A 12,226-nucleotide genomic window follows, 5' to 3' on the forward strand; every position below is an offset into this window, starting at 1 on the left:
CAAGCCCTGATGGGGATGGAGCCGACCCCCTATGTGAAGGCGTTTACGGTGATGATCCAATTTGGGGCAATCCTCTCGGTGGTGGTGCTCTACTTCAAACGTTTCTTTCGTTTTGACCTTCCCCAGGATATGTGGCATGAGGAGCGAAAGTGGCGGCGGGGGCTGAGCCGTTTTCGTTTTTACTTCCTACTGGTAGTGGGAGTGGTGCCTGCTGCGATACTGGGTCTGCTCTTTAATGACTGGGTGGATGAGGCGCTGGGCAAGGTGTGGATCATCGCTCTTAATCTACTGATTGGAGGTGTGGTGATGCTCTTTATTGACCGCCTAATTCGCAACAATCACAAGGAGGAGGTGACGTATGGCAAGGCTTTTGCCATTGGGCTTTTCCAGACCATTGCGATGTTTTGCCCCGGTATGTCGCGGAGTATGTCTACGATCGTGGGCGGTATGTCGGTAGGGCTGAAGCGCGAGGTGGCGGCAGAGTTTAGCTTTTTCCTCGCTGTACCTACGATGCTCGGAGCCTTTGTACTGGAGGTGATCAAGTTTTGGAAAAGCGATACGCTCTATATCCTTCAGGAGCATTGGGTCACGCTACTCATCGGGAATGTAGTCTCCTTTATAGTGGCGATGGTGGCGATACAGACTTTTATCAAGTACCTCAAGCGACACGGTTTTGCTGCCTTTGGAGTTTATCGTATCTTGGTAGGCGGAGTGATACTTGTATTAATGGGTATGGGGGTGGAGCTAGCCCTAGTTTAGTGAATGATGCAAAAGAGCCAAAGAGATCATAAGTCGCACGAAGTGCCTCAGAATATTTTTTCGGATGGTACCTTTGTGGTGGTGGATAAGCCACTCAAGTGGACCAGCTTTGATGTGGTGAATAAATTTAGGTGGCTACTTTGTAAAAAGCTCGGAGTGAAGCGGCTCAAGGTGGGGCATGCGGGGACGCTCGACCCACTTGCTACGGGGGTGGTAGTGCTCTGCACTGGCCGATACACGAAACGGATAGAGGAGGTACAGAAGTTGCCGAAAGAGTATACGGCGACGCTGAAGCTGGGGGCAACGACGCCTTCCTTTGACCTTGAGAGTGAAGAGGATGCCACATTCTCCACGGAGCATATCACGAGGGAAAAGGTGGAGGAGGTGCTGAAGCAATACGAGGGGGTGATACCGCAGGTGCCACCAATATTCTCGGCAGTAAAGGTGGCGGGTAGCCGTGCCTATGAATTGGCCCGAAAGGGAGAGGGGGTGGAGCTACAGGCGAAGGAGGTGCGGATTGACCGTATTGAGCTACTGGAGTACAGCTTACCCTACATTCGCATCAGGGTGGTGTGTGGCAAGGGAACCTATATCAGGGCTTTGGCAAGGGATATCGGGAGGTCGCTAGAGTGTGGTGCTTATCTGACCGCCCTTCGCCGTGAATCGGTGGGGGAGTTTAGAGCATCGGAGGGAATTGGGGTGGAGCAGTTTGAGGAGTATATTGAGGAACGTATGACTATTGACTAAGAAGGAAAAGGAGGAATATATGAATATGGCGGAGTATAAACTATCGAACTTTAATTTTAAGCTTCCTAAGGAGCAGATAGCACAATACCCTGAAAAACACAGGGATGAGAGCCGTCTCTTGGTACTCCATAAGGATACGGGGGAAATAGAGCATAAGCAATTTAAGGAGATCCTAGAGTACTTTGGAAAGGATGACCTATTTGTGCTGAATAATACTCGGGTATTCCCTGCTAAATTGGTGGGAAATAAGGAGAAGACGAATGCGATGATCGATGTGTTTCTCCTCCGTGAGCTGAATGAACCGATGCTGTGGGATGTGTTGGTGGACCCGGCTCGTAAGATACGTATCGGTAATAAGCTCTTTTTCGGTGAGAATGACGAGCTGGTAGCTGAGGTGGTGGATAATACCACGTCGAGGGGGCGAATATTGAAGTTTGCCTACGACGGCACCTACGATGAGTTTAAGGAGGCTCTTTTCTCGCTAGGAGAGACGCCCCTACCCGACTACATCCACCGACCTGTAGAGCCTGAGGATGAGGATCGTTATCAGACAATCTATGCTACGGAGGAGGGGGCGGTAGTGGTACCAGCAGCTGGTCTTCACTTCAGTAGGGAGCTGATAAAGCGTTTTGAGCTAAAGGATATACGATTTACGTCGCTAACACTGCACACTAGCCGGGTGATGTATGATGAGATTGATGTGGATGACCTCTCGAAGTACAAGATGGGGTCGGAGCGGATGATTATTAATCAGGAGACTTGCGACACGATCAACAAGGCGGTAGAGCAAAAGAAGCGTATCGTGGCTGTGGGGACTTCGGTGGCAAAGGCACTTGAGACGGCGGTGAGTATGGATGGATTTGTGAAGCCGTACGATGGCTGGTCGAGCAAGTTTATTTTCCCTGAATACCACTATGGGCTACAGAATGCGATGGTGACAAACTTCCATATGCCTTACTCGTGGTTGCTGATGTTGGTGGCTGCCTTTGGAGGTTATGACAAGGTGATGAAGGCCTACAAGACAGCGGTGAAGGAGGGGTATCGCTTCGGGCAATATGGCGATGCCATGCTGATTCTGTAAGGATAAGAGAATGGGTGTGAAGCAGACGGTTTTTATTGCCCTTGGCTCGAATATCGGAGATCGAGGTGCCTCGCTAAAGCAAGCTATCCAGCAGCTCTCTATGAGGGGTGTGGAGGTGGTGGCGGAGTCGCAGGTGCTGGAGACGGAGCCGGAGGGCTTTGAGTCGGAGCATCTATTCCTCAATCAAGTGGTGGAGGGGGTGACCGCTTTTTCACCAAGCCAACTGCTAGAGGTGACGCAAGAGATAGAGCGGGAGCTAGGACGGAGCGAGAAGAGCCACTCGGGCATCTACAAGGATCGGAGTATTGACCTCGACCTTATCCTCTATGGTGATGAAGTAGTGGAGCAGGAGGGGCTCACAATCCCGCACCCTAGGTTTAGGGAGCGTCTGTTTGTACTCAAGCCACTGGCGGAGATAGCACCCAACGTGGTGGACCCGGTGACGGGAAAGACAATACAGCAGCTGCTATGGGACGCCTTGTAGCACTCGATATTGGGCGAAAGCGAACGGGAGTAGCCGCTACCGACTTGCTTCAGATAGTGCCGAATGGGCTTGGTTTTCAGCCCACTCACGAGGTGGCTCAATGGCTCAAGGAGTATGCTGAAAAGGAGCCTATCGACCTGATTGTAGTGGGGGAGCCAAAGCAGGCCGATGGCACTGACTCGGAGAGCGTGAAGTATATTGAGCCGGTGGTGAACCGTCTGCGTAAACTTTTGCCAACGGTGGAGGTGGTACGGTTTGACGAGCGATTTACTACGGTGTTGGCTCAAAGGGCGATGATAGATGCGGGGTTGGGAAAGATGAAGCGCCGTGAAAAGGGAATTGCCGATGAGGTGAGTGCGGTAATCATCTTACAAGGATTTATGGAGAGTAGAATATATCAAGAGAAGTACAAGAAGAAGTAATGGAACTACCTATATATGTCTATGGCACAGAGGTGCTACGAGAGAAGACGAGGGAGGTGACGGAGGAGGAGTTCCCGTCGCTAGGGAAGCTAATTGAGAATATGTTTGAGACAATGTACGCCTCGGATGGGGTTGGATTGGCAGCCCCTCAGGTGGGGAAGGCGATCCGTCTCTTTGTGGTCGATGCGGATCCTCTGGGGGACGACTTCCCCGATAGCAAGGGCTTTAAAAAGGTATTTATCAATCCTACAATCACGGCGTATAGTGAGGAGAGCTGTACGATGCAGGAGGGGTGCCTCAGTCTACCAGGGCTGAATGAAAATGTAGATCGCCCCAAGCAGATTACAATTAAGTACCTAGATGAGCAGATGGTGCCTCACGAGGAGAGTTACTCGGGATTTAACGCTCGGGTGATACAGCATGAGTACGACCATCTGGAGCAGACGCTCTTTACCGATAGGGTCAACCCAATGCGGAAAGCGATGATTAAGCGGAAGCTACAGAAGATGAGTCGTGGGCAAGTAAGGGCTCACTACAAGGTGATTACGAAGTAGATATGTTGAAAGTTTTTTGGAGAGTGGTGCTGATCGTGATGGGGCTCCTAGGTGGGAGTACCCTGGCTCTGCAGGCACAGATAGATACCCAACGGGTGATCTCTGTGGGGCAGAACGCGATCTATTTTAAGGACTATGTACTGGCGATACAATACTTCAATTCGGCCATACAGAGTGCACCATATCTCGCTGAACCTTACTATTATCGCGGACTTTCTAAGTATTCACTAGATGATTACCTAGGAGCGGAAGCGGATAGCAGTGCCGCCATTGAGCGAAATCCCTTTCTAGTAGGCTCGTACTACCTTAGGGCCATCAGTCGGCACACGCTCGGCAAGGACTCCCTTGCGTTGGAAGATTACAAGGTGGTGCTACAGGATAATCCCGACCACAAAGGGGCACTCCACAACTCTGCTTTGCTTCGGATGGCACTGAAGGATAGCATCGGCACAAGGGCGACTTTGGATCACCTCCATCGCTATTACCCCGACTATGCTGAGGGGTATATGATAGATGGCGGCTTTCAGCTGGAGCGAGGGGATACAGTAGCTGCAATCGATCTATTTGAGAAGGCTCTTGCCATCTCTCCTACCCTTTCGGGGGCTTACCTCTCAATGGCAGGTATCTCGTACGACAGGGGGAACTATAGCGAAGCGGAGGGGTACATCAATCGGGCGATGGAGTATATGCCAGATAGGGCAGAGCTCTATCTCAATCGAGGGATTGTGAGGTATCAGCAGTACAATATCAAGGGGGCAATGGCAGACTATTCTATTGCCATTGAACTGGATCCAACCAATACCTTGGCACTCTACAATAGGGCACTTCTGCGGAGCCAAGTGGGAGAAATCAATGCGGCACAGGAGGACTTTAATAAGGTGGTGCAGCGGGAGCCGAATAACTACTTTGCTCTCTTCAACCGTGCTATTATCTCAAACCAAATCGGCGACTACCAAGTAGCAGAGGCCGATTTGGATAGAATCATTGAGCGCTACCCTACCTTCTTGCCAGCTCTTGTAGAGCGTGCAGATGCCCGAACGGGACAAGGGAAGTCGCAGGCGGCTCGGGAGGACCTTTACCTTGCCTCGAAGATGACCTACGACAAAGGTACCCTCCAAAAGGCCACGTCACAACAAGCAAAGCAAGCTGCACTGGCAGAGGAAACAGAGCGGGTACGTAGCGAGAAGGATGATAATATCCAGAAGTTTAGGTCGCTCGTCTATGCTAGCCAGCAAAAGGCGTACGATGAACTTTACACGGAAGAGCAGGGTATCCGTGGTCGTATACAGGATAGAGAGGTGTTGATAGAGCCAGAACCACTCTTTACGCTCTCCTACTATGTGGCGGTGGATAAGCAACTGAAGACCAATACCAATACGGCCTACTCCTCGGCCATTGGGCTACCTACAGAGGAGTATGGTGTGCTAGTGGTGGAGCATCTACCCCAGCTATCACAAGCGGAGTTGCAGAAGCACATCAATGCAGTGGATAGTTTTGACCTCAGCATCCCCCACTCTGCCGAAGCAATGATGCATCTGGCTCTCGACCAACTCACCATCAAGGACCACGATGCTGTGGTGCAGACGATGGGGCAGATTATTGAGGCGATACCCGATGACCCAGCGCCCTACTTCCAAAGAGCCACCTCGCGAATCCTTGCCTACGAGGCAGAGAGTGCTAAGGACGGAGAAAGGAATAGCCAAAATAGGCTCGGTATCAGTATGAATAGTACCCTCTCTAAGGAGTACCTCAAGAAGAAAGCTATTTCGGAGGAGGCACTTACCGACCTAAAAGAGGTGCTTGAGCTAATCCCTAATTATGTGCCGGCTCTATTCAACATTGCCTATATCAAGGCCTCCATGGGCAATTATAGCGAGGCGATTGAGTACTACAATCAGGTGCTTAAACTAGAGCCAACACTAGGCTCCGCCTACTTTAATAGAGGGCTCTGCCACTATGCTATCGGGGAGAAGCAACTAGGGGATAATGACCTTAGCCAGGCTGGAGCTTTGGGCTACTTCAAGGCTTATTCTATCATCAAGCGGATGAAGTAGGCGAGTGCCCTTTGATTTGAAAAGTGAAGAGTTATCAAGATGAGTAAAGAACTATCCATCATATATCAACAACTTACTGAGAAACTTGGTGAGCAACTCCTCTCTACCATCGCAGCGGCGGCGGATGAGGTGGGGCAAGAGGTGCGACTAGTGGGAGGAGCCGTACGCGACCTTATCCTCAAAGGAGAGCTCAAGCAAGACCTCGACTTCGTAACCCTCGGCAGTGGCATCCGCCTCGCCAAAGAGCTCTCTCAGCGCCTTGGCAAGGGTGCCAAACTATCGGTATTCAAGTCGTTCGGCACCGCACAAATCCACTGGCACGGCCTGGACTTGGAGTTTGTAGGTGCCCGAAAAGAGAGCTACCGCCAAGATAGTCGCAAGCCGATTGTAGAGGAGGCGACCTTTGAGGAGGACGAAGCAAGGCGCGACTTCACTATCAACGCTCTCTCCATTACACTCAATGGTGAGAAGCGTGGCACTCTGCATGATCCTTTTGGCGGAATTGCCGACCTACAGAATAGCGTGATCCGCACACCGCTAGACCCCGACCAAACCTTTTCGGACGACCCACTCCGTATGATGCGAGCAGTACGCTTTGCTAGCCAGCTCAACTTTCAGGTGTGTGACGAAGCCTTTAACTCCATCCGCCGAAATGCGAAGCGGCTCAAGCCGCCAGTGGTCTCCATAGAGCGTGTAACGACGGAATTTATGAAGATCATTGACTCTTCCAAGCCCTCGATAGGGCTAGGACTGATGCAGCGGACAGGGTTGATGGATCAATATCTCCCCGAAGTTTCGGCACTCAAAGGAGCCGAGACCAAGGAGGGAATCGGGCATAAAAACAACTTCGTCCACACCATCATAGTGGTGGATAACGTAGCGAAGGTGAGTGACAATAGTTACCTACGCCTTGCCGCCCTCTTTCACGATATTGGGAAGCCTGTCACCAAGCGATTTGAGTCGGGCATCGGGTGGAGCTTCCACAACCACGACTATGTTGGTCAGAAGATGTTGCCTAGACTCTTTCGTCGCATCAAGCTTCCACTAGGAGAGCGTTTGGAGTACATCCGAAAGCTCGTTCGCCTGCATATGCGGCCTGCTCAGCTCGCCGATGAAGGGGTGACCGACTCGGCTATTCGTCGCCTTCTCTTTGAAGCGGGAGATGATATCGACGACCTAATGACTCTCTGTGAGTGCGATCTGACCAGTAAAAACCCTGCGAAGGTGCAGAAGTATCTACAGAACTTCGCCCTGGTGCGAGAGAAGTTGGTAGAGATAGAGGAGAAGGATCGGATTCGCAACTTCCAACCACCCGTCAGTGGCAATGATATCATGCATATCTACCAGCTCACCCCACGGAGAGAGCTGGGCTTAATCAAAGAGCAGATCAAAGACGCCATCCTTGACGGGGTCATCCCCAATGAGAGAGAGGCGGCACTAGAATATATGTACAAGCTCGTGGAGGAGCAGTTCCCAGAGTTCAAAGTAGTCAATAGATTAGAGGCATAAGATATGAAGAAGAGTGGAATATCCCAGTTAAAGTTCAAACCGTGGGGCTATGTAATAGGTGTGGTACTGCTATTTTTAGTCATCTCACTTGCCTACTTCACCCCTGCTGCCTTTGAGGGCAGAGTACTCTTTCAGGCCGATGGGGCAGCTGCTTCAGGTACTGGCCGTGATGTGGTAGAGTACAAGGCGGAGACTGGCGAACGCTCTTACTGGACTGGTAGCCTCTTCGGGGGCATGCCTACCTACCAAATCTCCCCCTCCTACCCCTCGGCAGAGGGGATCAAGGTGGCACAGAACCTCTACCGCCTTCGCCTTCCATTCCTCAACTTCCTACCTGGGGATAGCTACCTGATATTCATGCTACTCATAGGCTTCTATATCTTCATGCGTAGCTGGGGATTAAAGCGACTACTTTCTATTGGCGGGGCCATTATGTGGGCTTTCTCAAGCTACTTCCTGATTCTTATTGATGCTGGACACATCTGGAAACTCCTAGCCCTCACCTATATACCACCCACAATCGCCGGACTGGTACTAGCATTTCATCGGCGAAAGTATCTCCTCGGCTTCTTCGTCACTGGGCTCTTCACTGCCCTGCAGATCTACTCCAATCATATCCAGATGAGCTACTACTTCGCCTTCGTAATGGTAGCAATGGTGGTAGCGTGGGGCATCGAGGCGGCACGCAAAAAAGAGTGGTTGCACTTCGCAAAGGCAACTGGTACCGTACTCGCTGCGGGATTAGTGGGCATTGCAATCAATGGCACCAGCCTCTACCACACCTATCAGTATAGTAAAGAGACGATGCGAGGTGGGCGAGAGATTACGGTGCTAGACCAGGCAACTGATAAGCAGGCCACCACTACGGGCCTTGACCACGCCTATATTACACAGTGGAGCTACGGCATTGATGAGATGCTTACCTTCTTAATCCCCGATGCCAAGGGAGGTGCCTCGGGATACATCGGCATTGAGGAGGCACAAAATGGGGGTGTTAGCGACCCACAACTCGTCGGAATCGTGGCGCAGCAGAATAGATATTGGGGCGACCAGCCCTTTACCGCTGGGCCAGTCTACGTCGGAGCCATTGTGCTACTACTCGCCCTCTTCGGGATGATCGTAGCCAAGGGACCGATGAAGTGGGGCTTGGTGGTGGTCACTCTGCTCACCATTATGCTCTCGTGGGGGCACAATCTGATGTGGCTGAGCGAATTATTCATCAATCACTTCCCCCTCTACGATAAGTTCCGCACCCCCTCATCCATACTAGTGGTAGCAGAATTTACCCTACCCCTCTTCGCCATTTGGGCCTTATATCTGCTCACAACCCAGCCACAGCTACTCAAAGAGCACAAAAAGGCCGCTATCATTTCGGTAGCCCTCACCCTTGGAATCGCCCTCCTGATGTGGGTAGATCCGAATCTATCAGGAGGCTTTCTTAGCCGTGCTGAAGCAGAGACCTTCAGCACCCTTACGGCAGAACAACAAGAGGTGGCACTTGTGCGGAGTGCCCTTGAGCAGGTGCGCGAAGGCATCTTCAAGGCCGATGCACTGCGTACCATCATAGTGCTACTATTCGGCATCGGCATCCTTTACTTTTATCAAAAGGAGAAGCTCAATAAGGAGTGGATGCTCTCCCTCCTTTTCCTACTCATCTTAGTAGACCTTTGGAGCGTAGACAAGCGGTACCTCAATGATGAGAAGTACCTACCACAGCGGAGCGTACAGGCAAAGGTATCCCATACCACAGAGGCCGATAAGATAATCCTCGCCGATACCACTCAATTCAGAGTGCTCAATCTTGCGGTGAATACCTTTAACGACGCCACCACCTCCTACAACCACCGCTCAGTAGGTGGCTACCATGCGGCGAAACTGCAGAGGTATCAAGACCTGATTGAGGGGTACCTAGTGCACCAAGACCTCAATATCCTTCGGGCTCTCAATACGAAGTACTACATTATCCCTGATAGCCTTGGCCGGGAAGTTGCCGTTGCTGACCCCGACACCTACGGAGATGCTTGGTTTGTCTCCAAGGCTCAAAAGGTGGATACCCCCGATGATGAATTTACCACCATCGGCAAGGTATCACTGCAGGAGGTAGCTGTGGTAGGAAGCGACTTTGCAAAGCATCTGCCCACCACCATTACCCCAGATAGCACCGCACAGATAAAGCTCACAAGCTATAGCCCCAATAAAGTTACCTACCAAAGTAGCAACGCACAAGAGGGGCTCGCCGTTTTCAGCGAAATCTACTATCCACACGGTTGGCACGCCACTATCGATGGAGCACCAGCAGAGATCTTAAGGGCCGACTACCTACTCCGTGCCTTAGTGGTTCCTGCGGGTCAGCATCAGATTGAGTTTGTCTTTGATCCCAAAACGCTGCACGCCACCGAGTTGGTGGCTAATATCGGCAATCTACTCCTCCTATTAGCAGGCATCGGCACCGTTATCTACTACATCCGACAGAGAAAGCATGGAAAGTCTGATACACCTAGCACAGATAGGATCGACGAATAACTACCTCCGGGAGTTACTCACAAAGGATCCCGAGCTACCAGCATACACCATAGTAGATACCCACACCCAAACTTCAGGGCGAGGGCAGCGAGGCAATAGCTGGGAGAGTGAGCCAGGGAAAAACATCTCCTGCTCTATCTTACTACGTCCGGAGCTACCACATGGGGTCACCACCTTCGACCTCAATAGGGTCACCTCGTTAGCGCTTTTCACGCTCCTCTCGCACTATATTCAACCCGCCGAGATCGCCATTAAGTGGCCCAATGACCTCCTAATAGGCCGGCGTAAAATCGCAGGTATTCTCACGGAAAATGAATGGCTAGGCGACCGACTCAACTACACTATTGTGGGGATTGGGCTCAATGTGAAGCAGACTCAATTTGGAGATTACCACCCAGTAGCCACCTCTTTGGCACTCGAAGGCATTACCTTTCCTGAAAACTACGAAGCGTGGCACCACTCAATGGTCCGAGAGATAGCTCAACTGCTCCAGCAAGAGGTGGAGCAGCTCGCGGACGATGTAGAGGTGCTCCGAAAACTGTACCACCAACACCTATACGGCTACCAGCAGGAGCAAGAATACCAGCTTCCTTCAGGCGAGCGGTTCTTCGGCACGATCCAACAAGTGCTCCCCAATGGACTGCTAGAGATAGAGTCAGCCACGAGGGGCAAAGAGCACTTTGCCTTCAAAGAGATCAGCACCATACTATAGTAGCTTGGAAACACGTTCATAAATCGGGCAGATTGAACAGGTACAGCTAAGCAAAAACCGAGATGCAACTAAGCAATCGGCGAGTTGCAACTAAGCAATTGACGAGATGCAACTAAGCAATCGGCGAGTTGCAACTAAGCAATTGACGAGATGCAACTAAGCAATCGGCGAGTTGCAACTAAGCAATTGACGAGATGCAACTAAGCAATCGGCGAGTTGCAACTAAGCTAGCATGCTAAATATCAATGGGTTACAAAAGCACATTAGACCGTCCTATATTCAGCTATATTTTTCATTTTATTGCATAGATAAAGGCATTTGCATTCGATGACATTCTTAAAATTAGTAACCCAACGAGGTAATAGTTGGTACTTGCCACATATTTTTGTAACTTTGCCACGTTTTATATAGGTATATCCTATATTGCATAGAGAAGAGATAAGATGGATAAGTATAATCACTTGACACTTGACTTCACGCACCCTCCAAAGCAGACTGAGAGCTACAGCTTCCACCTAGGGGACGACTTCTTTGATGAGGTCGAGGCGACAGAGCTTTTAGGGGGTGACGTAGACCTCGTGCTCACAGTAGCTCCACTCACCGCCAATCGCTTCAAACTGACCTTTGGCTACAGTGGGATAGTTTCTGTGGAGTGCGATCGTTGCCTAGCCCCAATGGAGCTAGATGTAGAGGCCGAAGAGTATGTGGAGGTGATACTTGGCTCTGCTCTTGATGACGAAAACGACGAGGAAATCACTCTCGATGCTCAGGATCCAGTCTATGACTTTTCGTGGATAGCATACGAGCTCCTGGCACTAAGCTTGCCATCCATAAGAGTACATGAGGATATCAGTGAGTGCGACCCTGAAGTGGTGAGCCACCTGGAGATGGAACCACCCACAGAAAACAACCCACAAGACCCAATGTGGGCAGAGCTGAAGGAGAAAATAAATAAGAATAAAAATAATAACTAAATAGAGATTATATCAATATGGCACATCCTAAACGACGTCAATCAAAGTCCAAGACCCGTAAGCGTAGAACCCATGATGTAGCTACTGCACCTACTCTAGCTAAGTGCCCAAACTGTGGTGCTTATCACGTATACCATACCGTATGCCCTGAGTGCGGCTACTATAGAGGTCAGATTGCTATTGAGGTAGAGGCATAAAACCCTCTCTCCTTGGAGAATAATAAATGGAGCTATAGCCCTTTCGGCTGTAGCTCCATTTATTATTAGCATTCACTTATTGAGAATGTTGCACGGTGTCTATTCCTAGCCCAAGGTGTCCGACCTCTCACAAGGGGAGGTCGTAGGGGTGGGTAGGAGATTACCGCATTCCCCTGGTCGTTCGGGCTAGCCCTCCGACCAGGGGCTAGG

At 50.7% G+C, this 12,226-nt stretch carries 12 protein-coding genes; all 12 read left to right on the forward strand.

Translation table 11 applies throughout. The features are described from left to right. Positions 1-759 (forward strand): undecaprenyl-diphosphate phosphatase (locus QVO39_RS03980; protein ID WP_288171740.1); only part of this gene is annotated, 759 nt, incomplete at its 5' end. Between the two features lie 3 nt (positions 760-762). Beyond that, the gene (gene truB / locus QVO39_RS03985; protein WP_021903105.1) at positions 763-1,506 is read left to right on the forward strand and encodes a tRNA pseudouridine(55) synthase TruB; all 744 of its coding nucleotides are present in this window, start codon (positions 763-765) and stop codon (positions 1,504-1,506) included. A gap of 25 nt (positions 1,507-1,531) precedes the next feature. Then, positions 1,532-2,587 carry a tRNA preQ1(34) S-adenosylmethionine ribosyltransferase-isomerase QueA gene (gene queA / locus QVO39_RS03990; RefSeq protein WP_021903106.1) on the forward strand — a complete coding sequence of 352 codons (1,056 nt, stop codon included), beginning with the start codon at positions 1,532-1,534 and terminating at the stop codon, positions 2,585-2,587. Positions 2,588-2,597: 10 nt separating this feature from the next. Continuing rightward, complete coding sequence (folK, locus tag QVO39_RS03995) at positions 2,598-3,071, forward strand: 2-amino-4-hydroxy-6-hydroxymethyldihydropteridine diphosphokinase (RefSeq protein WP_018028448.1); 474 nt, start codon at positions 2,598-2,600, stop codon at positions 3,069-3,071. Next, positions 3,056-3,493: a Holliday junction resolvase RuvX gene (ruvX, locus tag QVO39_RS04000; RefSeq protein WP_018028447.1), complete on the forward strand. Its 438-nt coding sequence runs from the start codon at positions 3,056-3,058 to the stop codon at positions 3,491-3,493. Before folK ends, ruvX begins: the two co-directional genes overlap by 16 nt. Beyond that, positions 3,493-4,047, forward strand: coding sequence for a peptide deformylase (gene def, locus QVO39_RS04005; RefSeq protein ID WP_021903107.1), 555 nt, complete (start codon positions 3,493-3,495; stop codon positions 4,045-4,047). The genes ruvX and def overlap by 1 nt, the downstream gene beginning before the upstream one ends. Before the next feature lie 2 nt (positions 4,048-4,049). Then, on the forward strand, positions 4,050-6,101 hold the full coding sequence (locus tag QVO39_RS04010; protein WP_021903108.1) for a tetratricopeptide repeat protein: 2,052 nt from the start codon (positions 4,050-4,052) through the stop codon (positions 6,099-6,101). A 39-nt stretch (positions 6,102-6,140) separates the two neighbouring features. After that, entirely contained in the window at positions 6,141-7,610 is a 1,470-nt protein-coding gene (locus tag QVO39_RS04015; protein ID WP_021903109.1) for a CCA tRNA nucleotidyltransferase, read from the forward strand. A 3-nt stretch (positions 7,611-7,613) separates the two neighbouring features. Continuing rightward, entirely contained in the window at positions 7,614-10,133 is a 2,520-nt protein-coding gene (locus QVO39_RS04020; RefSeq protein ID WP_021903110.1) for a YfhO family protein, read from the forward strand. Next, positions 10,090-10,845 (forward strand): biotin--[acetyl-CoA-carboxylase] ligase, encoded by a 756-nt coding sequence (locus QVO39_RS04025; RefSeq protein ID WP_021903111.1) that lies wholly within the window; start codon positions 10,090-10,092, stop codon positions 10,843-10,845. The genes QVO39_RS04020 and QVO39_RS04025 overlap by 44 nt, the downstream gene beginning before the upstream one ends. A gap of 443 nt (positions 10,846-11,288) precedes the next feature. Then, positions 11,289-11,819 (forward strand): YceD family protein, encoded by a 531-nt coding sequence (locus QVO39_RS04030; protein ID WP_021903112.1) that lies wholly within the window; start codon positions 11,289-11,291, stop codon positions 11,817-11,819. A gap of 17 nt (positions 11,820-11,836) precedes the next feature. Then, entirely contained in the window at positions 11,837-12,016 is a 180-nt protein-coding gene (gene rpmF, locus QVO39_RS04035; RefSeq protein WP_021903113.1) for a 50S ribosomal protein L32, read from the forward strand. The last annotated feature ends 210 nt before the right edge of the window (positions 12,017-12,226 follow it).

This window comes from Porphyromonas sp. CAG:1061 (genome assembly GCF_000435035.1).
Lineage (GTDB): Bacteria > Bacteroidota > Bacteroidia > Bacteroidales > Porphyromonadaceae > Porphyromonas_A > Porphyromonas_A somerae.

Coding starts and splice junctions, on each gene's coding strand:
- def (WP_021903107.1), top strand. CDS start 3,493: ATGGAACTACCTATATATGTCTATGGCACAGAGGTGCTACGAGAGAAG.
- QVO39_RS04025 (WP_021903111.1), top strand. CDS start 10,090: ATGGAAAGTCTGATACACCTAGCACAGATAGGATCGACGAATAACTAC.
- QVO39_RS04030 (WP_021903112.1), top strand. CDS start 11,289: ATGGATAAGTATAATCACTTGACACTTGACTTCACGCACCCTCCAAAG.
- rpmF (WP_021903113.1), top strand. CDS start 11,837: ATGGCACATCCTAAACGACGTCAATCAAAGTCCAAGACCCGTAAGCGT.
- truB (WP_021903105.1), top strand. CDS start 763: ATGATGCAAAAGAGCCAAAGAGATCATAAGTCGCACGAAGTGCCTCAG.
- QVO39_RS04020 (WP_021903110.1), top strand. CDS start 7,614: ATGAAGAAGAGTGGAATATCCCAGTTAAAGTTCAAACCGTGGGGCTAT.
- ruvX (WP_018028447.1), top strand. CDS start 3,056: ATGGGACGCCTTGTAGCACTCGATATTGGGCGAAAGCGAACGGGAGTA.
- folK (WP_018028448.1), top strand. CDS start 2,598: ATGGGTGTGAAGCAGACGGTTTTTATTGCCCTTGGCTCGAATATCGGA.
- QVO39_RS04010 (WP_021903108.1), top strand. CDS start 4,050: ATGTTGAAAGTTTTTTGGAGAGTGGTGCTGATCGTGATGGGGCTCCTA.
- QVO39_RS04015 (WP_021903109.1), top strand. CDS start 6,141: ATGAGTAAAGAACTATCCATCATATATCAACAACTTACTGAGAAACTT.
- queA (WP_021903106.1), top strand. CDS start 1,532: ATGGCGGAGTATAAACTATCGAACTTTAATTTTAAGCTTCCTAAGGAG.